Here is a 21,877-nt window from a genome sequence, read left to right on the forward strand (position 1 = left end):
CTCAAGCAGGAGGCCGCTAAATATGAAACCTTTCGTAATTACACTTTCCGGACTATGTGTATTGATTCTCTTAATCCCGACGCTCCTTGTCATACCGTTTCAAAATGAAAGAGGGGCAGCGGTATCAGAAGAAGTCAAACACCCAACAGCAGGCTCACAGAGGGAGTCAAAAGGAGCGGAAACATTGAAAAAGTCACCGGTTTCTATTCCTGTCTATCGAACGGCGCATCAATCTGTAGAAGATATTCCTCTTGAAGAGTATGTCATCGGAGTTGTCGCCTCGGAAATGCCGATAAAATTTGAAATGGAAGCATTGAAGGCTCAGTCTCTCGCAGCCAGAACCTTTATTGTAAGACTGATGGTTTCAAACTCAGCGGTAAAAGCGCCAAAAGGCTCGCTTGTGGACGATACGCAAATGTTTCAAGTCTATAAAAGCAAGGACGAGCTGAAAAAGCAATGGGGATCAAGCTACACGCAAAACCTGAAGAAAATTACAGAGGCTGTTGCCGGCACGCAAGGCAAGATTTTAACGTATGATGATAAACCGATTGAAGCGTCTTTTTTTTCCACAAGCAACGGTTATACTGAAAATGCTGAGGCTTATTGGACAAGTGCGATCCCTTATTTAAAAAGTGTGAAAAGCTCTTGGGACAAAAAGTCGCCTAAGTATCTTGCCAGCAAAACTTTTACTGTTGCCGAATTTCAGCAAAAGCTTGGTGTTCAGCTAACGGGGCAAAACACGGTGGGGCAGATTACCGAGGTGACCCCGGGGCACCAGGTGGCTTCAGCAGTGATTAATGGCAAGAAGCTGAAGGGAAGAGACATACGGGAGAAGCTCGGCCTCAATTCCGCTGATTTTGAATGGAAGCGGAGCGGAGACAAGATTACCGTGACAACCAAAGGCTTCGGGCACGGAGTCGGCATGAGCCAGTATGGCGCCAATTACATGGCTAAAGAAGGAAAGACGGCCGATGAAATCGTAAAGTACTATTATCAGGGTACGGCCATTTCTGAAGCTGACGGGTTTTTAAATAAGTATATGGCTAAGAAATAAAGACGCTTGCTTTAAGCGTCTTTTTTTCATATGGGAAAACTCATATCTTTTGCGGCTTGACAAAGATTTACAGGGGCTTCGGCTATTCTATGGCAGACATATAACATGCCGTATGTGAGATAAATCTTTGAGCTGATTTCTTTTTGCGTAAGAAGAATGAAAGAACCTGCCGAACTGCTGTTACTTTAAAGTGGAAAAGACATCCACATACCGTGTTTTTTTCTGATCGAGCGTCGAGGGACTCATATAACGAAAGCCTAAAGGCGGACAAACTCGTTTTTTAGCCCTTTCATTAGGCGGAAATCACTAATAGAAGCGCCCATATCTATGTGAAAGTAAACAGCGGGAATGGGGAAGCCCGCCCTATTTATTTCTGTGTGTGTGTCGATTACGATTAGGTTGTTGTGTTTAACGTTGAACGCCTTCACAGAATGAAAGATGATAAGGAGCATAGATATGAAAAAAAGATTTTCTCTACTAATGATGGTCGGTTTGGTTTTATCAGTAGCTTCACCTGCTTTCGCGGCAGAACAAAAAGTGCCGGCTGCAAAACCGGATACAAATGTGGCAGTCTTACTTGATGCGAGCGGCAGCATGGCGAAAAGAATAGATGGTGTATCAAAATTTAATTTGGCGAAAAAGGAAATTTTTCAGTTTGCCAAATCTCTTCCGACAGACTCTCAATTGAAAATGAGTGTATTTGGATCAGAAGGTAACAATAAAAACTCTGGAAAAGTCCAATCATGTGAAGCCATTCGCAACGTATACGGCTTTCAAGGATTTAACGAGCAAAGCTTCCGTAATTCTCTCAACACAATCGGGCCGACTGGCTGGACACCGATTGCAAAAGCGTTGAACGAGGCGAAGTCTTCTTTCGATCAGCTTGATAAAAAAGGCGAGAATGTTGTCTATCTTTTAACAGATGGTGAAGAAACTTGCGGAGGCAATCCTATTAAAACAGCAAAAGAGCTTCATAAGCATAATATTACTGTCAATGTCATCGGATTTGACTTTAAGGAAGGTTACAAAGGTCAGCTTAACGCCATTGCAAAAGTGGGCGGCGGAGAGTACTTCCCGGCATCCAGCCAAAGTGACATTCAGCAAATTTTCAAGGCGGAATCTATTAAATTAGCGAAATAAGCAAAATGGGAGCCGAAAAAGGCTCCTTTTTTCAGGGTTTTTTAACAAAATATTCAAAAACGAAAAGCCGGCGACCTGTATTATAGAATCAGTTTAACGCTGACTTGACAGCACATAAACGTAAAAAGCATCAATCTTGTCATTTCCTGTCTATACTTTTTAGGTTGAAACGTCCAAAAAACAGCTCTATCAATACGTTTTTGAAATTAGATATGAACATACATAAGAGGCAGCTAGCCCTATATCTTTTTACTTTTTCGTACTCTAGCATAAAGGAGAATCCAAAATGTTTTTGGATACTAAATATGAAAAAGAAAGGAAGATGCGTGATGAAAAAAATGTTAACCGCTGGAATTGTTGGTCTTTTGACAGTCTCACTGGCTTCTCCGTCGTTTGCGGCTGAGAAGAAAACCCCTGACACAAATGTAGCTGTTTTATTTGATGGAAGCGGGAGCATGGTCCAAAAAACAGGAGGAGAACGCAAAATAGACGTAGCGAAAAAATCGGTGAAGTCTTTTGCGGAATTGCTTCCTGAAAATACAAATCTGATGCTTCGCGTCTTTGGCCATGAAGGTAACAATAAGCTGTCAGGCAAGGCTCTTTCATGCAGCACAACGGAAACCATTTACGGCTTGCATCCTTATGAAGGCTCGCTATTTAACAATGCCCTCAGCCAAATCAATCCTACAGGATGGACGCCGATTGCAAAAGCGCTTTCTGATACGAGAGAAGAATTTCAAAAAGTGAACGCTGAAGGGAAAAATGTCGTTTACTTGATCACTGACGGTGAAGAAACATGCGGCGGAGATCCGGCGAAAGAAATTGAAAAGCTTCGTGAAGCGAATGTGGACACGATCGTGAACATTATCGGCTTCAACTTTGACGTAAAAGGAAATCAAGAAATGAAACAAGCGGCCGTTGCGGGCGGCGGAGAATATATCTCAGCTAAAAACGCAGAAGAATTCGAACAGGCTTGGGAAAACGAAGCTCAAAAATTCACAGAAGAATAAAGTTAAAAAAGGCGCCGTGGCGGCGCTTTTTTTTATAGATAATGAAGGTTTTCAGACATTGTTTTAAAAAGGGATTGCGGGGGAATGATAGGACAAAAAGGGGATGACAGTATGGGATTATTAAAACCGATAGGACTTATTCTTATTCTCGCCACCGTGGCATTTGTATTGCTCGGTATCTTTTTAAAACTTGCGGCATTTCTTTTCGTCAGCGTTCTGACTCTGATAGCCGCAGTCATTTTATTCACAATGATCAGCAAAAACCGCCATAAACAAACGTAAAGAGTCCTTTTAGGGGGCTCTTTTTTCTTTGGATCGGACATTCGACAAAATGGAATGAGTGTGAAAAAATATAGAGGAAGGATCATGTGGAGGGGAAGAAGTTGAAAGATAGGGTAACAGCGGTCAGGGAGATTATGCGTTATGAAAATGGGGGAATGAAAAGGCGGACAGATCAAATGGTCACGGAGTATCCATTAACTGTGATGCTCAACGGCCGTGAATTTGTCACGCTGGTCTGCACGCCGGATCATGTAAAGGAACTTGTTATCGGATTTTTGGCGTCAGAAGGGGTCATCCGATTTGAAAAAGAGATTAAACGGTTTACAATAGATGAAAGTCTCGGATTTGCATATGTTGATCTCACTCATCCGGAGACGTTAGAGCAAAAGGACTATACGAAGCGGGTGATTGGCTCATGCTGCGGGAAAGGGCGACATTTTTACTTTCAGCAGGATGTCAAAACCGCGAAAACGGCGGTCAGCCAAATCAAAATATCCCCTGAGGCATGTTTGGCGTTAATGAAGGAAATGCAAAGCGGAAGCGGAACCTTCCAGGAGACAGGCGGCGTCCATAATGCCGCGCTTTGTGATACGGATCAGCTGCTATTGATGCGTACGGATATCGGAAGGCATAACGCGCTTGATAAATTATACGGCTATTGCTTACTAAATGGAATGTCCGTCCGTGACAAGCTTATTGTGTTCAGCGGCAGAATATCATCAGAAGTATTATTGAAAGCCGCCAAAATTGGCGTATCCATTGTGATTTCCAAATCCGCTCCGACTGAACTCGCGCTGCAAATGGCGGAAGAACTAAACATCACGGCGATTGGATTTGTCCGAAACGGATCGTTTAATGTATATACTCATCCTGAGCGAGTCGGGATATAGAAAGGGGTTTGGGGCTAATGAATACAGAAACGCGCCAGGTGTTAGACAAAAGAGACAGGCCGCTCAGAGATCTTCGTATTTCTGTCACCGACCGCTGCAACTTCAGATGCACGTACTGTATGCCTGCTGAATTGTTTGGACCGGATTATCCGTTTTTAAAAAAAGAGGAGCTGCTTTCTTTTGAAGAATTGGAACGGCTTGCGAAGCTGTTTGTCAGCCGGTTCGGGGTGGAAAAAATCCGCCTAACCGGAGGAGAGCCTCTCATGAGAAAGGATATGCCGGAACTCATCAAAAAACTTGCGCGGATTCCAGGGGTCCGGGATATTGCCATGACAACAAATGGCTCGCTGCTTCCGGTCTATGCGGAAAAGCTGAAAAACGCGGGACTGCACAGAGTCACCGTCAGCCTCGATTCTTTAGAGGATGAGCGTTTCAAAGCGATTAACGGCCGCGGCGTCTCGGTCAGCAAGGTGCTTGAAGGCATAGAGGCGGCGAAACAGGCCGGTCTGGGCATTAAGGTGAATATGGTCGTCCAAAAAGGCGTGAATGAAAAGGATATTCTGCCGATGGCCCGCTATTTTAAAGAAAAGGGCCACATCCTTCGGTTTATTGAATTTATGGATGTCGGCAATACGAACCAATGGAACAAAAAAGACGTTATCACGAAGGCTGAAATTATTGATATCATTCACCAAAACATGCCCGTGGAACCGATCGAAGCCAATTACACGGGAGAAGTCGCTTCAAGATTCCGTTATCTCGACGGTTCAGGCGAGATAGGCGTGATTTCATCTGTGTCAGACGCGTTCTGCGCTTCCTGCAACCGGGCGCGGCTGTCCGCAAGAGGAGAGTTGTTTACATGCTTATTTGCGGCAAGCGGCTACGATATCCGGGAGCTAGTGCGAAATGGCTTGTCTGATGAAGAGCTAACGGATGCGATCGGTTCTGTATGGAGAAATCGAACTGATCAATATTCAATCGACCGCACGCTTTCAAAACCGAACGGCAAAAGGAAAGTGGAAATGTCTTATATCGGCGGTTAAAAGAACACTTGCATCATGAGAAAAAAGCTTACCGGCAGTCCGTCAGCGGACACTGCCGGCAAGCTTTTTTATTTAACAAAGGAATGAATAAATGATATCAAGCAGAAAAACAGGAGACATAACGAAATCTATAGATAAAGTAGGATTGATTCGTCGAATATGTGAGGATCACATGATTCTAAAGCCATACAATATGATAAAATAGTACTAACAGAAAATAGAAAAGGTTGTGAAAGGGGCATGGCCACGAAAGAGATTCCGTCGTCTCAAGTAGGAGTGAAAATCAATAAGTGGTATAAGGATATATTAACATTCAATGTGGCAGATGCCATCAGACTGAAGGAAGAGATCGATCAGGATATACAGAACATGGAGGAAGATCAGCTTTTATTGCTTTATTATCAGCTGATCAGCTATCGCCATCAAATCATGCTGGATTATGTAGAGCCGGACTTAAGTGAGGAATCTGAGGGCCAATACTGTGAACTGCTGAAAACAATAGAAAGCAGGTCAGACGGCATTTCAGGTTTGTCCGAATACTACTTTAATTTGTTCAGGGGAATGTACGAATTTGAGCAGAATAATTACGTATCGGCCATATCCTTTTATCGGAAAGCGGAAAAGCTGCTTGCGTATGTAGAGGATGAAATTGAAAGAGCGGAATTCCATTTTAAAGTGGCAGAAGTTTTTTATATGATGAAACAGACGCACTTCTCTATGAATCATGCCATTCAGGCGCTCGAAACCTATCAATCCAACGAGTTCTACAGAGTGCGGAGAATTCAATGCCATTTTGTCATTTCAGGCAACTACATCGATTATAAAAAACATGAAAAAGCGCTGGAGCACTTAGATGATGCTTTGCGTCTGGCGCAATTGGAAGGACAGCCGCGTTTGATCGGCTCCGCACTTTTCAATATCGGCAATTGTTATTTTGACAAAGAAGAGCTTGACCGCTCTGCCGAATATTTTAAAAAGGCGCTTCCTGTGTTTGAAGAAAACCAGCTGGAGCAGTTTCCTAAATTATTATTCAGCTTGACGCACGTCCTCTTTAAGAAAAAAGACACTCCAAATGCGATGCTATATTATGAAAAAGGAGTTGCCATCGCACAGGAAAGAAACGACCGATTCAGCTTGGAGAAATATAAATTTTTGCAAGCATTATACATAGAATCGGTAAACCATGATATGCTCCAAGACGTGTTTGACTATATGGAAGATAAATTATTGTACGTGTATATAGAAGAATTTGCGTTGGAGGCGGCAAAATACCACAGCCAGCGTAACAACTATAAAGAAGCGATGTTATTTTATGAAAAAGCCGTCAGCACCAGAGTGCAAATCCAAAAGGGAGAATGTTTGTATGAAGTGTAAAGTGTAACCGGCATCTGAATCAGTATAGACTTTGGCAAACCATCTGAATCCGGGTGGTTATTTTTTTTTGGCGCATCGGGACGTTTAAATTTGGGGGGAACAGGAATAAAACCGCTAAAAGCAGTATTTCAAATCAATGTATGCTAAAGGATGTGACGCCGCGGTTTCTGTTTTCGATTCAAGCATGAAATGGCGGAAGCTGTGTGCGGCCGATTCTCATAGGATAGTTGGGCAAGGAGGAATTTCATGTTTGGTTTTAATGATATGTTGAAGTTTTTTTGGTCTTTCTTGATTGTTCTGCCGCTTGTTTCTGTCACTCATGTTGCGGGGCACAGCTTTATGGCATTTATTTTTGGCGGCAAAGCGTCTTTGGATATTGGCATGGGAAAGAAATTATTTAAAATAGGGCCGATTCGGGTACGGCGTATCTATTTTGTAGATTCTTTCTGCCAATTTGGAAACCTCAAAATAGATAATCGCTTCTCGAACGCGCTCGTGTACGGAGGGGGCTGTCTATTTAATTTCATCTCAATTTTCACGGTCAACTTGCTCATCTTAAACAGTGTATTAGAGCCGAATATGTTTTTTTATCAATTTGTCTACTTTTCCACTTATTATATATTTTTCGCTCTGCTGCCGGTCAGGTATTCAGAAAAAAAACTGTCTGACGGGCTGGCTATCTATAAGGTCCTCCGTTACGGAGAACGATATGAAATACACAATTAACATTGAAATGTTTAGTTCAGATAGGACCGGGAACATAACAAGTACACAAATAAAAGATAGGAGATGAAAAAAAATGAGTAAAGACAACGGTTTAAAAGATAAAGTAAAAGGCGGAGCAAACAAAGCCAAAGGTGAAATGAAGGACAAAGCCGGCGACATGACAAACAAAGCAGACATGCAGGCTGAAGGGAAAAAGGATAAAGCCAAAGGCAGCATTCAAAAAGGCGTCGGTGAGACAAAGGATAAACTCAGCGAAGATAAGTAATCGATTAAGACTGGAAACTTAGGTTTCCAGTCTTTTTTGTGCATTTCAACAAGTGGTAGTAAATGTAACAAAAATTATTGTTCATTTGGTTAATATATCTAAATTTTTTTAAAATTCATTGAATTTCTATCTTTGTCGTATATAATAGTTACATAATTTTATAACATAGGCAGTATCCAGGTTGGCCCAAGGCGGATCGCAGCTTGTTGAAGGAGAAACGGCATCGGCAAATCTACATTGCTGAAAACGATTATGGGACTGTCCACCCGCCAGACATGGAAAGGTCCGCTTTAATCAAACGTTTGTTCAACATTGAAAACAGAAAAAAGGGCAAAAGCAGGAATCGCGTATATTCCGCAGTGGAGAGCTATATTCACCTCTTTAACCGTTCGGTACAACCTCTTATTAGGAGAAGGACCGCTGTCAAGGAAAGACCGGACGGAACAGGTAAGGGAAGACATCTTTCAATATTTCCTGTTTTGAAAGAGTTGATTGATCGGAAAGTCGGCGATATAAACGGAGGGCAGTAACCGCGGTTATAATTGCCAGAGCGCTGATAGGCAGCCCGAAAATGATTTTAGTTGATGAACCAAGGAAGGAATTCAGGTGCAGCTGATGAAGACACGGCAAAGCGCTTTGAGCGCTATCTTATCGTATGAGTCAGGTTTCACGAAAGGAAGGTGATGCCCCGTCTGCATGGTTCCGGAGATTCATTCCTGCGACAGCCGCTTTATGAATAATCAATAAGGAGGACAACAGATGAAATTAACACCGATTGAACAAGAGAAATTGCTTATTTTTGCAGCGGGGGAGCTGGCAAAACAGCGTAAGGCGCGAGGGGTGCTGCTGAATTATCCTGAAGCGGCCGCGTATTTGACCTGTTATATCATGGAAGGCGCGCGTGACGGCAGAGGAGTGTCGGAGCTGATGGAAGCCGGCCGGCATGTGTTAACGGAAAAAGACGTCATGGAAGGCGTGCCGGACATGCTTGAGAGCATTCAGGTGGAAGCAACATTCCCGGACGGCGTAAAACTTGTCACTGTGCATCAGCCGATTGCTGCGGAGGTGAAGTCATGAAGCCGGGTGCTTTTCAGATTGCAGAAGGAACCATCACCATTAATGAAGGGCGGGATACACAAGAGCTGTTAGTGAAAAATAACGGATCACGTTCGATTCAGGTCGGTTCACATTTTCACTTTGCCGAAGCAAACGGGGCCTTGTCGTTTAACCGGGAACAAGCCATCGGCATGCGTCTTGATATCCCTTCAGGAACGTCGGTCCGCATAGAGCCGGGGGAAGAAAAAACCGTCACCCTCGTTTCGATTGGCGGACGAAAAACGGTGCGGGGCCTAAACGGAATGGCTGATACGTATATGGATGAAAGAGGAAAGGAAAAAACCTTATCAAACCTTAATAAAGCCGGCTGGCTGGAGGGGGTTATCCGATGAAAATGACACGCAGGCAATACGCTGAGCTGTTCGGTCCGACAACGGGGGATAAAATAAGACTCGGAGATACGGATTTATGGATAGAAGTAGAAAAGGATTTCACCATTTACGGGGAAGAAATGGTTTTCGGGGGCGGAAAAACGATTCGTGACGGCATGGGGCAAAACGGCCGGATAACCGCAAAAGACGGCGCTCTTGATTTGGTCATTACAAACGTTGTCGTCTTGGATTATACCGGCATTGTCAAAGCGGATGTCGGCATAAAGGACGGGCGTATTATAGGCGTTGGAAAAAGCGGCAACCCTGATATCATGGACGGTGTCGATCCCCATATGATCATCGGAGCCGGCACCGAAGTCATTTCAGGTGAAGGAAAGATTTTAACGGCCGGAGGAGTCGATACTCATATTCACTTTATTTGTCCGCAGCAAATGGAAGTCGCCCTATCTTCAGGTGTGACAACACTTCTCGGGGGCGGAACAGGTCCGGCAACGGGCAGCAAGGCGACAACCTGTACCTCCGGAGCCTGGTATATGGCGCGTATGCTGGAAGCCGCTGAGGAATTTCCGATTAATGTCGGGTTTTTAGGAAAAGGGAATGCTTCCAGCAAAGCACCGCTTGTCGAGCAGGTTGAAGCGGGTGCTATCGGCCTGAAGCTTCATGAAGACTGGGGCACGACGCCGAGCGCCATCAAAACCTGCATGGAGGTGGTCGAGGACGCCGATATTCAGGTGGCGATTCATACTGACACGATTAACGAAGCGGGTTTCTTAGAAAATACACTTGAGGCGATCGGGGACCGTGTCATTCATACATACCATATTGAAGGGGCGGGAGGAGGACACGCGCCTGATATTATGAAACTCGCTTCCTATGCGAATATCCTTCCGTCATCCACCACACCGACCATACCTTACACGGTCAATACGATGGATGAGCATCTGGATATGATGATGGTTTGTCATCATTTAGACGCCAAAGTGCCTGAGGATGTGGCATTCAGCCATTCGAGAATAAGAGCCGCCACAATTGCCGCGGAAGATATTCTGCACGATATCGGCGCGATCAGTATGACGTCCTCCGATTCGCAAGCGATGGGACGGATCGGCGAAGTCATTATCCGGACATGGCAGGTAGCGGATAAAATGAAAAAACAGCGCGGGGCCCTGGCCGGAGAAAACGGCAATGACAACGTCCGCGCCAAACGTTATATTGCGAAATACACAGTAAATCCGGCCATTACCCACGGCCTCAGCCATGAAGTCGGGTCAGTCGAAAAAGGAAAGCTAGCCGACCTTGTGCTTTGGGACCCGGTATTCTTCGGAGTAAAGCCTGAATTAGTTTTAAAGGGCGGCATGATCGCCCGCGCGCAAATGGGTGATCCGAATGCATCCATTCCGACTCCGGAGCCAGTGTTTATGCGCCAGATGTACGCTTCTTACGGAAAAGCCAACCGCTCCACGTCAATTACTTTTATGTCTCAAGCAGGGATTGATAAAGGAGTGCCGGAAAGCCTCGGTTTAGAAAAAATGATTTCCCCGGTTCGAAACATTCGTAAGCTGAGCAAGATGGACATGAAGCTCAATGCCGCTATGCCTAAAATCGAAGTCGATCCGAAAACCTATCAAGTGTTCGCTGACGGAAAAGAGCTGTCATGCCAGCCTGTCGATTATGTTCCGCTCGGGCAAAGATATTTCTTATTTTAATCACAACGAACGGCCGGGCTCTCTTCGGCCGTGTTATTTGATTTCTAAAAACGTTGCACGTTCGGCTGTCTTTTGGTGTATATTATATGTTGACAAATGAATTAAATGTAACTACAATGGTTACAACGGTGGTGAAAAAACATGATTAACAGCCGTCTTGCCGTTGCCATCCATATTTTATCCATTATTTCTATGGATGAAAAAGCATCTTCAGAGATCATTGCAGATAGTGTGAATACCAATCCGGTTGTTGTCCGAAGAATGATCAGCCTGCTGAAAAAAGCTGATATTCTCACATCGCGCGCAGGCGTGCCCGGGGCAAGCCTCAAGAAGGACCCGGCAGACATTTCCCTATTGGAAGTGTATCGCGCCGTTCAGAAACAGGAAGAATTATTTGCGGTTCATGATAATCCGAATCCAAACTGCCCAGTCGGCAAAAGGATTCAATGCGCATTAGATGAAACCTTTGAAAGCGTGCAAAAAGCAATGGAGGATGAACTGGCAAGCAAGTCATTAAATGATGTAATGAATCATCTCTTTTTATAAAGGGATGACTTCACACCGCTAACGTGTAACTAATTTTGTTACAGTTTAATCTATAGGAGGAATCAGTTATGAAAATTGGAATTATCGGAGCAAGCGGAAAAGCAGGAAGCCTTATTTTAAAAGAAGCGAAAGACCGGGGCCATGACGTAACGGCAATTGTAAGAAACGCATCAAAGGTGAAAGAACAAGGAATCGCTGTATTGGAAAAAGACGTGTTCGATTTAACGGCTGCTGATATAAAGCCATTTGACGTTATTGTGAATGCTTTCGGCGCAGCGCCGGGGCAGGAGCATCTTCATGTGGAAGCAGGAAAAGCGTTAATCAGCATAAGTAAAGACGCTCAAGATACAAGATTATTTGTCGTTGGAGGCGCGGGAAGCCTTTTTGTGGATGAAGCTAAAACAACACGCCTGATTGACACACCGGAATTTCCGAAAGAATATGTTCCGACAGCCGCTAACCAAGGAGAAAATCTGGAAGATCTCCAAAACACAGATTCTATTTCCTGGACATTCTTCAGCCCGGCAGCGATATTTGACGCTGAAGGAAAACGCACAGGATCATATAAAAAAGGGAAAGACCATTTGATCGTGAACTCAAAAGGCGACAGCTACATCAGCTATGCCGACTATGCGATTGCCGTTCTTGATGAGCTTGAACATCCTTCCCATCAAAACGAGCGCTTCACAGCAGTAGGAGAAGCGGAATAAAGAAAAAACCGGACACGGCTTCAAGCCGCGATCCGGTTTTTTTCATTTTACTCATAATATTGATAATCGTACTCATTAAACAATCCGTCAGCAACCCCGAGCATCATAAATACGAATACCGCAACCATCACAAGAATGGAAAGCACGATGCTGACAATTAAATAAATCCCTTGCATTTTCACAAATTTTGCGTAATTTTCAAGCATGATTTCCTCGGCATTATCGTCAAGCTGCTCAAGCATTTTGGCAGCTTCTTTTGCTGAACGCAAGAGAAAGATTCCCGCAATGATTTGCAAAACGCCCGGCGCTGCGCCAATAATGAAAAAGAAAGCTCCTGACAGAGCGGCTAAAGCGCCCATAATAATAAATAGAATTCCTGTCGCCTTTCCCCATTTGGCGATGATAGAAAGGGATTTGTTCACCAGCTCAGACTTCAATCAATTCACACACCTTTACAAAAATTCGTTACTTTTCTTTTATACACTATTTGTGACAGCTTTTGTATAAAGAATGTGGTTTTTTCTCATTGACTTTCACGCAACGTAATAGTTTAGGATTTATTAAGGAGGTGAGGAAATTGCTTTATCAAGTTAAGGAAGTGGCCGATATGACCGGTATCAGCATTCGGACACTTCATCATTATGATCATATTCAGCTGTTAAAGCCCGCGTCGGTTACTGAATCAGGGTATCGCCAGTACAGTGATGCCGATTTAGAACGGCTGCAGCAAATTTTATTTTTCAGAGAAATTGGTTTTCGCTTAGAGGAAATCAAAAAAATGATAGACCATCCGGAATTTAATCGGGAGGCTGCGCTCCGATCTCAAAAGGAGATTCTTTTAAAGAAGAAACTAAGGCTTGAGAATATGATTCAAACGGTGGAAAGAACCATGGCGGCAATTGAAGGCAGAGAAATCATGAGTAAGCAGGACCTGTTTGCCGGCCTCAGCATGAAGGACATTGAAGACCATCAAAAGAAATATACGGAAGAAGCAAGAGCGTTATACGGCACAGAGATTGTAGATCAAACAGAGAAAAAAATGGCCGCTTATACGAAAGACGAGTGGGCGATGATGATGTCAGAATGGAATGGAATTTATGAGCGGATCGCCGAGACTATGGCTGCCGGACCGGGTGATCCGCAAGCACAGGCGGCAGTAGAAGATTTCCGGAATCATATTAGTAAGCACTTTTATGAATGCACACTGGATATTTTCAGAGGACTGGGCAATCTGTATGTAAGCGATCAGCGATTTACTGACAATATTAACAAATATAGCCCGGGCCTCGCCGCTTTTCTTCGCGAGGCGATTATCATTTATTGCGACAATGCGGAAAAATAGGCTCAGTGTGAGTACAAAAAATCCCCGGACACAAAGTCCGGGGAATGCGCCGCTTATAAAATAGGAGATAACAGGCGTGATACTGCCTCTTTGATGCGGATCCATAAGGAACGCTGCTGGTACTCCTCGTACGTTAATTTTCTGGAGACAAGCAGATCCTCTTTGAAAGAAGCGATCAAATTTTTTGCGATCGTGACGTCATAAATGAAGGCGTTCACCTCGAAATTCAGCCTGAAGCTTCGCACATCGATGTTAGCCGTGCCGACTGAAGCGACCTCATCATCCACTACAATCGTTTTTGCGTGTATAAAGCCATTATCATAAATATATACGGAAGCCCCGGCTTTTAAGAGATCGCCGACATTTGAAAGAGTGGCCCAGTAAACAAACGCGTGATCAGGTTTATTCGGAATCATGATTTTGACGTCAATGCCTGAAAGACAGGCGATTTTTAAAGCGTCCAACAAGCTTGCGTCTGGAATAAAATAGGGCGTTTGAATCAGAATGGAATGTTTAGCGGTTGAAATCATTTTGATATAACCGTATTTAATTTGCTCCCATTCAGAATCAGGCCCGCTTGTCACAATTTGCATTCCGACGTTCCCTTTCGGCTCACATTCCGGAAAGTGGTTTGGCATATAGGTAATAGTATGACGATGAGACGCCTGATTCCAGTCTAAAATAAAGCGTGTCTGGATGGCGTGTACAGCGGTTCCCTGCAGCCTGATATGCGTATCGCGCCAATAGCCGAATTTAGGATTCAGCCCGAGATATTCATCACCCACATTAAAACCCCCGACATAGCCTGTTATCCCGTCTATAATTACAAGCTTTCGGTGGTTCCGGTAATTCAGCCGCAAATTAATCGGTCTCAGCCTTGAAGGGAAAAAGACCTCCACATGTCCGCCCGCTTCGCGCAGCTCTTTAAAAAACTTCTTTCGCAATGTTCTGGAGCCCAGCTCATCGTATAACACCTTGACCTGAACCCCTTCCTTTGCTTTTTGCACAAGGGCATCCCGCAATTTTTTTCCTAATTCATCACCTTTATAAATATAATATTGTAAATGGATATGATCTTTTGCTTTTGAAATGTCGTTTAAGAGGCGTTTAAACTTATCTCGCCCGTCTGTTAAGACTTCAACCGAATTATCCTCTGTGAACACGGCATGGTTATTCATCACAAGCATATAGATCAGATCTTTATTATCAAAGGTTGCCCGGTTGTTGAATTGAAATTGCCTGGAGTTTAAATCTTCAAGCTGATGCTTCAGCAGCTGTTCGATCCCGATCTTTTTCCGATCCTCCCATTGAAACAAATGCTTCCGTCTGAGATTATGACCGAATAATAGGTATAGTATAAAGCCTAAAACGGGAATAAAGAAAAGAACAAGCAGCCAAGCCCATGACGCGCTGGCATCCCGCCGTTCTTTGAAAATGACAATGATGGCCAAAAGAATATTCAAAATGAAAAAAAGCCCTAAAAGGATGGAAGAAATACTCACTTTGTAACCCCGCTAATTCATATTTATCAAGATGATTGCCATTAGTATTCCATGAATAACAACAATCTGATTCTCATTACAAATTATAACACTGACATTTTAAAAGAATAAAGAGCGATGACGCAGATTCTTCATCGAAAGTACGGGCAGATTTCTTTAAAACCAGTTTGCACCTGCGTTAAAATAAACACATATGATAACGTTCGTGAAATCATGCAAGACAAAATAAAGGGGGAGAATTACATGAACTTTCAAAGAATTGAACAAATGCCGGGGTTCATCAAAACTGAAATGCAAAAAATTCAAAATGCTGTACAGCCTTTAATGAAGAAAACCGTCATCTACCGTTTTCTTGCTTTTCCGCTTGCCGCATTCTCTCTCTTTAATTTGGCGGCTTTCCTTTTTCATGCTTCAGCAGACCGGAAGTCTCTAATCAGCGCAGGCATCTTTGCGCTATTGGCTGCGCTAGGCTTGGCGTTTTTTAAAGAAGCAGGCTACCAGCATAAACAAATCCAAAAAACTATCCATATTTATATGCTGAACAGAATCAAAAAGAGCAATATCCTTTCAGAAGAACGCAAAAACACATATACACGCGAAATCAAGGAAGAACCGTTTGCAATGAAAAGTTTTGTTGAATTTTTGACAGAGGAAGACAGACGCAAGAAAATGCTGTATGAAAAGAGCTGAACACCTGAACTGCAACCCGATTTGTTGGACATATTAGGGTGCAGTTTTTTTATGATCATATAGTTTTAAGAAACGAAAATGAGAGGTTTATTAAAGTGAAAAGAGACCGACTCATTTAATCGATAGAGTGTTATGCGAAGGAAATTGGATATTATAGAGAACTTGAGCAAAATGAAAAGGCATGAGTCGGGTCCATTCCGAACTCATGCACAGTAAGCTGTTATATTTGTGTTTAAACTTGAAGGTACTGGAGAAGTAAAGGCGTCAGTGAACTTTCTCCAACTCGCAATATTCGGCTTATTCGATTTAAATTAGAGATTAGAGTTCCGCTCTAGAACAGTTGGTGATGATACAAGAAAAAGCGATATATAGACTATATAGAATCCCATTCCAGCGGTGTTCCTGCTGAAATATGTTTCTTTGCTGTTCTGCCGATAATTAAATCAAAGTACTTTGGTTCCAAGCCATAACCAGGCCGTACCACCTTAATATTTTCTTTGGTGAACATGTCCCCGGCTTTTATATCGTTTGTTACATATATAGAGCGGCGAAATTTAAGCGAGGCTTTTTCTTTGTCAGTTGGTCCATAAGTGATCTGTCCTAACGCTTGCCACGCCCTTTCAGTTTCAATGACAAGTTCTTTCAATTCAGGTGGTTCCAGTGAAAAGGCAGAATCTACGCCGCCATCAGCTCTTGATAAAGTGAAATGTTTCTCAATCACAGTCGCGCCTAAGGCGACACTGGCGACAGCAACCCCGGTTCCCATCGTGTGATCTGATAGGCCAACTTGGCAATTAAATAATTCTTTCATATGAGGGATCGTAGAAATATTGGTGTTTTCCGGTGATGCCGGGTAGGTGCTTGTGCATTTTAGAAGGATTAATTCTTTACAGCCTGCTTCCTTGGCAGCCCTTATTGTTTCATCAATTTCTGCTACTGTAGCCATTCCAGTGGAAATGATAATCGGTTTACCTGTAGCAGCGACCTTTTTGATAAGAGGGATATCAGTATTTTCAAAAGAGGCTATTTTATATATAGGCACACCCAGGTCTTCCAAAAAGTCGACAGCCGATTCATCAAATGGCGTACTCAAAGGAATCATTCCAAGCTCCCGGCATTTATCGAAAATGGGTTTATGCCATTCCCATGGGGTATACGCCTGCTGATATAATGTATAGAGCGTACTGCCAGACCACAGACTATTGTTATCCTCAATTGTAAAATCTTTCGTATTCATATTTAATGTCATCGTGTCAGCGGTATATGTTTGTATTTTCAAAGCATGTGCACCTGCTTTGGCAGCTGCTTCTATAATCTTAAAAGCACGTTCTAACGATTGGTTATGGTTCCCGGACATTTCAGCAATAATAAATGGGGGATGGTGCGGGCCAATACTTCTTCCGTCTATATTGATTTCGTTCATATTTGCACTCCCTTCTATTCACAGTAATACCAGCCGTAAAACAACAGACTTTGATGTCATCTATATGAAATGATTGTTCAGATTCTAAAGTTCATTAAAATCTGTATCAATGTCCTTGATATCTATTCCTCTTTCAGCCAATTTCTTGATCACTTTCGGCTTTTCAGCAATCCATTCTTCTTTTAAGAGACCATATCTGATCACATCAAGATATTTATGATTTCTTACTATATGGTTTCGAAAATGGCCTTCTTTACAAAAACCGAATGTTTGGTGAAATGATAAGCTTTTTTCGTTATTCAACAGGACTTCTCCGTATACCTTCTCAATCCCCAACTGTTGAAACGCCCATTCTAACGCTAAAAACCCCATGACAGAGCCAGAGCCTCTTGGACTCTCGGCCTCTCCAATATAAAAACCCCAATAGCAGTGGTTATGTTTATCATCAACATCTTTAAAACTTACAAAGCCAGTTTCTTTATGATCAATTGTAAATATAAAATAATGTTCTGTTTTGGATGAATTTATTTTCTTAAACCATTGATGATGCTGTTTTTCATTTATCATTTCGTCATGATACATTGATTTTCTGATTCTATCATCGTTACGCCAACGGAGAACTGTATCTAAGTCTTTTTCTTTTAATGGTCTAAGGGAATATTTGAACATAGATTTATCCCTTCCTCACGTTAAAATTTCTAATAAGAGGTTTTGGCGATGATCAATATTTCCTTCTAGCAGCAGTCGGGCTTTTCTTGACATTTGTTTTAATGGCAAAGGGTTATTCATCATTTCTTGAATGGCTGAGACGACATCTGATTCATTGACTGATTCTTTAGGTCCCAAATATTTAATCGCGCCTAATTGATCAAGCGTTTGTGCAATCGATTCTTGATTTTCTGCGACGGTGATTACGATGGCTGGAAGGCCGAGATAGCAGCGCTCCCAAGTAGTTGATCCGCCAGCACCTATTGCCAGGTCGGCATTGTACATTAATTCAGCCATATGATTCACTTGGCAGTGAAAGCTGCAAAAGGCATGTTTCTTACAAATAGTTTCAATTTCATTCTTATGAGTATTGGTATTTCCAATCACGATATCAAGCTCAATATCCTGGGAGGGAAGCTGCTGAAAGGCTTTCATCACCTTTTTCGTTTCATTAGTGGGATCACTGCCCCCAAAAAAGACAAGAATCTTTTTTACACTTCCATCGCGGTTTATGTGATGGGGTAAAAATGAATAAAACTCGTCTCGCAATAAGACATATTCTGGTCCTAAGAATTGTTTGCAGCTTTTGGGGACTAGATTGACATAACGGTCTTTATAATGATGATAAAGATTCTGATCCAATAATATATCACAATCGTGTAAACGATCAGCCAAGTCATCAATCACCATCATTTTTTTTACATGTTTTTTCACATTCATCTCCCAATTGATATCAATTGCGTAGTGATCAATGATAAGGAGGGAGATGTCCATGTTCATGTCTTTCATCGCGCTAATGGTTTCAGCTGCGTCCACATACCAAGGGACACCAAGCCAATCAGAATGGGGAGTTATTTTAGGAATGAAAACATTCTTAGGTTCTGGCAGCATAATGAGATCAAAATGCTTCTCTCGGATGACCTCCGCTAGATGACCTTGTAAGTTTCGGCAAACAAATATAATATTTGCCCCCTTTTTACGCAGCGCATTAGCAAGCGTGAGGCACCTCATGACATGGCCTGTTCCTATTTCAATTGAAGCATCTGTTCTGAAAAGAATGTTCATCACAGCACCTCATTATCACTTGGATTTATTGTCGGTTTCATTCATGATTTCTTTTTGTTCAATTCGGGCGTTGAGCAATGACCATTCCGGAAACGTGTTCAATAATGTTAAGGTATCCTCTAGGCTGAAGTCAGGTTTAGCTGGGTATAGTTTTTCAATAATTTTTTTGATTAATAAAAAATCCTCGAGTGTATCTACAGTCCATCTATGCTGTTTCTGATTTTCGGTATAGGTGATATTAGCTAAGTTGAAACGATCGGGGTTCAAATAAATAAAGGGTGTTACGTGTTCCCGTTCGTAGTCAAGGCTGGACTCGAGATAAGCTTTTTCTAACAAAGAAGCAGAAAAAACCTCTATATCCATTCCGCGGGGATACGTTCGTTGTAAGGTGTTAGACACATAATCATATTGGCCATTTGAATCCAGGTAACATTTTATTACTTTATCAATCACACGATAATCAATAATAGGGCAGTCGGAGGTTAGCCGGACGACAGTTTCGGCGTTGCTTATTTTTGCTGCTTCGTAATACCTTGATAAAACATCGGTTTCTGACCCGCAATAATAAGTAAGAGACAATCTCTTACTTAATTCAACAATGGGTTGATCTATCGCATTTGTTGTCGTGGCGATCACAATATCATCAATAAGTGCTGCCCTTTTGATTCTTTCAATTTGATATTCCAGCAAAGGTCTATTCAACACTTTTTTCAACACTTTACCCGGCAATCTGCTGGAACCCATCCGTGCTTGGATAATAGCCGTTACCTTCAACAAACCACCTCCTACGAATAATAATTCACTACTTTTTTTAATGCCTTTATAACATCGTCTGCATCTTTTTTGTTCATCGATTGAAACAGTGGCAAGGTGATCATTCCTTTATACAGCTTTTCGGCATTTGGGCATAAGCCCTCCTGGTAACCTAAACGTTGATAATAAGGGTGTAAATAAACAGGTATATAGTGAACGTTAACACCTATATTTTCTTTTTGCATAGCGTTGAAAATATCATCGCGATTTCCTTTAAGCGAATCTAGCTTTAAGTCAATAACGTAAAGGTGCCAGCTTGAAGTTGAGGCTTCATCTTGAATTGGGAGATGAATGTGGGAGACCGTTTTTAATTTTTCGTTATAGGTCGTAGCAAGATGTCTTCGTTTTTCAATAAAATCATCTAATTTTTGCAATTGGCTGATGCCTAATGAAGCTTGGATATCTGTCATCCGATAATTGAATCCAAGAAAGTGCATTTCATAGTACCACGATCCATGGTTTTGGCTTAGCTTTTTAGGATCACGGGTAATTCCGTGACTGCGGAATTGGAGCAGCTTCTCATAATATTCTCTATTATTAGTTGTTATCATTCCGCCCTCGCCGGTTGTAATATGTTTAACAGGGTGGAAACTAAACATCGTCATATCACTGATTGAACCGATTGTTTCCCCTTTATACGAAGCGCCTAATGCATGGGCAGCATCTTCAATAACGACCAAGTTATTGGCTTTTGCAATTTTTCGAATCTGATCATGATTCACCGGCTGCCCTGTAAAATCTACCGGTATAATGGCCTTTGTTTTTGGAGTGATCAGCTTTTCAATAGAATCAGGGTCAATATTGTATGTTAGCGGGTTAATATCTGCGAAAACCGGTTTGGCTCCCATGTACAGAATGCAATTGGCACTCGCCGCAAATGTGATGGGTGTCGTAATGACTTCGTCTCCCTGTGAAATTCCTGCAGCAAAGCAAGCCGCATGCAAAGCAGCTGTTCCGCTGGAAAATGCAACAGCATAGCTGCTGCCAGCATATTCAGCGACTTTTTGTTCGAATAAGTCAATTGTTGGTCCCGTCGTCAAATAGTCTCCTCGTAAAACATCGACTACCGATTGGATATCTTCTTCATCCAGCCATTGTCTGCCGTATGGAAGATAAGAATCTCTGACAGGCTTACCGCCTGTAATTGCCAATTTATTCTCATCTGTCATCTTCAATTCTCCTATTAAATAAGATTCGTGCCCTTAATCCATTCTTCTGTTTTTCTTATTCCTTCCTCCAAACTGACCTGCGGGCTCCAATTAAGAATTTTCTTTGCTTTTTCGTAGTTACATAACAATTTTGGAATTTCACTTTGAGGATGTATATGCTCTACATGGTGAATGTTTTGTTTATCGCCTGCAATTAATTCTGCTAAATCATTAATAGATATATCTCTTCCAAGGCCTGCATTTATAATTTCACCGTTTGCTTTTTGTGAATAACCAGCCTGCACGACGAAATCAGCACAATCCTCTACATATAAAAGATCACGGGTTTGTGTGCCGTCACCATATATATGCAGTTTTTTACCGTCCAATTTGTTTTTTATGAAAATAGCTATTACTCCGCCTTCACCGCCTGTTTTTTGGTAAGGTCCATACGTATTAAACGGACGTATAACCACCGCAGGAAGACCATATGCGTGATAATAGGAGAGCACCATATTTTCAGCCGCGATTTTTGATCCTGCATAAGGAGAAGCGGGTTTAATAGGATCTGTTTCTTTAATACCTTCAGCAAATGCAGCCCGGTCGTATACCATACAGGTACTCATAAAAACAACTTTCACATTATGCTTCTTACATAATTCTAAAATGTTAAAAGTACCAATTGTGTCATTTTCAAATGTGGTTTTCGGATCGTCAATGCTATCTTGTACGTTTATGCTTGCACCTAAATGGTAGCAAATATCAAATTTTTTCAAGAAAAGATCTTCTAATGTTTTTACATCCTTTATATCCCCATGGATAAATTCGATAAAACCTGGGTCGTTTTTCAGGTCTTCTATATTTTCTAAACGCCCATTCGATAAATCATCCAGTACCCATACTTGATGACGGTCTTCTAATAATTTTTTCACAACCCATCTGCCGATAAAACCTGCTCCTCCAGTGACGAGAACATTCATGATCATCTTCCT

Annotated in this window: 25 protein-coding genes; 17 read left to right on the top strand and 8 right to left on the bottom strand. The window is 42.3% G+C overall.

Annotation, left to right across the window (positions count from 1 at the left end; genetic code table 11):
- The first annotated feature begins 22 nt into the window (after window positions 1-22).
- The 15 genes from spoIID (at window position 23) to GXP75_RS07575 (ending at window position 12,194) form a co-directional block, all read left to right on the top strand.
- Complete coding sequence (gene spoIID / locus GXP75_RS07505) at window positions 23-1,054, top strand: stage II sporulation protein D (RefSeq protein ID WP_214916107.1); 1,032 nt, start codon at window positions 23-25, stop codon at window positions 1,052-1,054.
- Between the two features lie 456 nt (window positions 1,055-1,510).
- Entirely contained in the window at window positions 1,511-2,194 is a 684-nt protein-coding gene (locus tag GXP75_RS07510) for a vWA domain-containing protein (RefSeq protein WP_242556490.1), read from the top strand.
- A 329-nt stretch (window positions 2,195-2,523) separates the two neighbouring features.
- Entirely contained in the window at window positions 2,524-3,204 is a 681-nt protein-coding gene (locus GXP75_RS07515) for a vWA domain-containing protein (protein ID WP_061570917.1), read from the top strand.
- 111 nt (window positions 3,205-3,315) lie between these two features.
- A complete protein-coding gene (locus tag GXP75_RS07520; RefSeq protein WP_003326568.1) occupies window positions 3,316-3,486 on the top strand; it encodes a hypothetical protein in 171 nt (56 codons plus the stop codon).
- A 101-nt stretch (window positions 3,487-3,587) separates the two neighbouring features.
- Window positions 3,588-4,376, top strand: coding sequence for a formate dehydrogenase accessory sulfurtransferase FdhD (gene fdhD / locus GXP75_RS07525; protein WP_242556491.1), 789 nt, complete (start codon window positions 3,588-3,590; stop codon window positions 4,374-4,376).
- A 17-nt stretch (window positions 4,377-4,393) separates the two neighbouring features.
- Window positions 4,394-5,419: a GTP 3',8-cyclase MoaA gene (gene moaA / locus GXP75_RS07530; protein WP_242556492.1), complete on the top strand. Its 1,026-nt coding sequence runs from the start codon at window positions 4,394-4,396 to the stop codon at window positions 5,417-5,419.
- Between the two features lie 240 nt (window positions 5,420-5,659).
- A complete protein-coding gene (locus GXP75_RS07535; RefSeq protein ID WP_150224617.1) occupies window positions 5,660-6,793 on the top strand; it encodes a response regulator aspartate phosphatase in 1,134 nt (377 codons plus the stop codon).
- A 246-nt stretch (window positions 6,794-7,039) separates the two neighbouring features.
- On the top strand, window positions 7,040-7,519 hold the full coding sequence (locus GXP75_RS07540) for a hypothetical protein (protein WP_242556493.1): 480 nt from the start codon (window positions 7,040-7,042) through the stop codon (window positions 7,517-7,519).
- A 73-nt stretch (window positions 7,520-7,592) separates the two neighbouring features.
- Complete coding sequence (locus tag GXP75_RS07545; RefSeq protein WP_214916117.1) at window positions 7,593-7,784, top strand: CsbD family protein; 192 nt, start codon at window positions 7,593-7,595, stop codon at window positions 7,782-7,784.
- 312 nt (window positions 7,785-8,096) lie between these two features.
- Window positions 8,097-8,267 carry a P-loop NTPase family protein gene (locus tag GXP75_RS07550; protein ID WP_242556494.1) on the top strand — a complete coding sequence of 57 codons (171 nt, stop codon included), beginning with the start codon at window positions 8,097-8,099 and terminating at the stop codon, window positions 8,265-8,267.
- A 276-nt stretch (window positions 8,268-8,543) separates the two neighbouring features.
- The gene (gene ureA, locus GXP75_RS07555) at window positions 8,544-8,861 is read left to right on the top strand and encodes an urease subunit gamma (RefSeq protein ID WP_242556495.1); all 318 of its coding nucleotides are present in this window, start codon (window positions 8,544-8,546) and stop codon (window positions 8,859-8,861) included.
- Window positions 8,858-9,232, top strand: a complete 375-nt coding sequence (gene ureB, locus GXP75_RS07560) for an urease subunit beta (RefSeq protein WP_061570912.1) — start codon at window positions 8,858-8,860, stop codon at window positions 9,230-9,232. The genes ureA and ureB overlap by 4 nt, the downstream gene beginning before the upstream one ends.
- A complete protein-coding gene (ureC, locus tag GXP75_RS07565) occupies window positions 9,229-10,938 on the top strand; it encodes an urease subunit alpha (protein ID WP_242556496.1) in 1,710 nt (569 codons plus the stop codon). The genes ureB and ureC overlap by 4 nt, the downstream gene beginning before the upstream one ends.
- A gap of 141 nt (window positions 10,939-11,079) precedes the next feature.
- Window positions 11,080-11,484, top strand: coding sequence for an Rrf2 family transcriptional regulator (locus GXP75_RS07570; protein WP_242556497.1), 405 nt, complete (start codon window positions 11,080-11,082; stop codon window positions 11,482-11,484).
- Window positions 11,485-11,552: 68 nt separating this feature from the next.
- Window positions 11,553-12,194, top strand: a complete 642-nt coding sequence (locus GXP75_RS07575; RefSeq protein WP_242556498.1) for an NAD(P)-dependent oxidoreductase — start codon at window positions 11,553-11,555, stop codon at window positions 12,192-12,194.
- A 47-nt stretch (window positions 12,195-12,241) separates the two neighbouring features.
- Here GXP75_RS07575 and GXP75_RS07580 read toward each other — a convergent pair whose 3' ends face one another.
- Window positions 12,242-12,631, bottom strand: coding sequence for a DUF5362 family protein (locus tag GXP75_RS07580; protein WP_003326579.1), 390 nt, complete (start codon window positions 12,629-12,631; stop codon window positions 12,242-12,244).
- 140 nt (window positions 12,632-12,771) lie between these two features.
- On the opposite strand from GXP75_RS07580, the gene GXP75_RS07585 reads away from it, so the two are divergent.
- Window positions 12,772-13,536, top strand: coding sequence for a MerR family transcriptional regulator (locus GXP75_RS07585; protein WP_061570908.1), 765 nt, complete (start codon window positions 12,772-12,774; stop codon window positions 13,534-13,536).
- A 53-nt stretch (window positions 13,537-13,589) separates the two neighbouring features.
- Here the strand turns inward: GXP75_RS07585 and cls are convergent, their stop codons facing one another.
- On the bottom strand, window positions 13,590-15,038 hold the full coding sequence (gene cls / locus GXP75_RS07590; RefSeq protein WP_106044670.1) for a cardiolipin synthase: 1,449 nt from the start codon (window positions 15,036-15,038) through the stop codon (window positions 13,590-13,592).
- 243 nt (window positions 15,039-15,281) lie between these two features.
- Between cls and GXP75_RS07595 the strand changes: the two genes are divergently transcribed.
- Window positions 15,282-15,728, top strand: coding sequence for a DUF5392 family protein (locus GXP75_RS07595; RefSeq protein ID WP_239814051.1), 447 nt, complete (start codon window positions 15,282-15,284; stop codon window positions 15,726-15,728).
- A 373-nt stretch (window positions 15,729-16,101) separates the two neighbouring features.
- Here GXP75_RS07595 and pseI read toward each other — a convergent pair whose 3' ends face one another.
- The 6 genes from pseI to GXP75_RS07625 all read right to left on the bottom strand — a co-directional run bounded on the left by pseI (window position 16,102) and on the right by GXP75_RS07625 (window position 21,865).
- The gene (pseI, locus tag GXP75_RS07600) at window positions 16,102-17,151 is read right to left on the bottom strand and encodes a pseudaminic acid synthase (RefSeq protein WP_242556499.1); all 1,050 of its coding nucleotides are present in this window, start codon (window positions 17,149-17,151) and stop codon (window positions 16,102-16,104) included.
- Window positions 17,152-17,235: 84 nt separating this feature from the next.
- Window positions 17,236-17,820 carry a UDP-4-amino-4,6-dideoxy-N-acetyl-beta-L-altrosamine N-acetyltransferase gene (gene pseH / locus GXP75_RS07605; RefSeq protein WP_106044672.1) on the bottom strand — a complete coding sequence of 195 codons (585 nt, stop codon included), beginning with the start codon at window positions 17,818-17,820 and terminating at the stop codon, window positions 17,236-17,238.
- 15 nt (window positions 17,821-17,835) lie between these two features.
- Window positions 17,836-18,924, bottom strand: a complete 1,089-nt coding sequence (gene pseG, locus GXP75_RS07610) for a UDP-2,4-diacetamido-2,4,6-trideoxy-beta-L-altropyranose hydrolase (RefSeq protein WP_242556500.1) — start codon at window positions 18,922-18,924, stop codon at window positions 17,836-17,838.
- A gap of 15 nt (window positions 18,925-18,939) precedes the next feature.
- Window positions 18,940-19,698 (bottom strand): glycosyltransferase family protein, encoded by a 759-nt coding sequence (locus tag GXP75_RS07615; protein ID WP_242556501.1) that lies wholly within the window; start codon window positions 19,696-19,698, stop codon window positions 18,940-18,942.
- Window positions 19,699-19,709: 11 nt separating this feature from the next.
- Window positions 19,710-20,906 carry a UDP-4-amino-4,6-dideoxy-N-acetyl-beta-L-altrosamine transaminase gene (pseC, locus tag GXP75_RS07620; RefSeq protein ID WP_242556502.1) on the bottom strand — a complete coding sequence of 399 codons (1,197 nt, stop codon included), beginning with the start codon at window positions 20,904-20,906 and terminating at the stop codon, window positions 19,710-19,712.
- A gap of 14 nt (window positions 20,907-20,920) precedes the next feature.
- Window positions 20,921-21,865 carry a dTDP-glucose 4,6-dehydratase gene (locus GXP75_RS07625; RefSeq protein WP_242556503.1) on the bottom strand — a complete coding sequence of 315 codons (945 nt, stop codon included), beginning with the start codon at window positions 21,863-21,865 and terminating at the stop codon, window positions 20,921-20,923.
- Window positions 21,866-21,877: the final 12 nt, after the last annotated feature.

It is taken from the genome of Bacillus sp. HU-1818, assembly GCF_022695965.1.
Lineage (GTDB): Bacteria > Bacillota > Bacilli > Bacillales > Bacillaceae > Bacillus > Bacillus atrophaeus.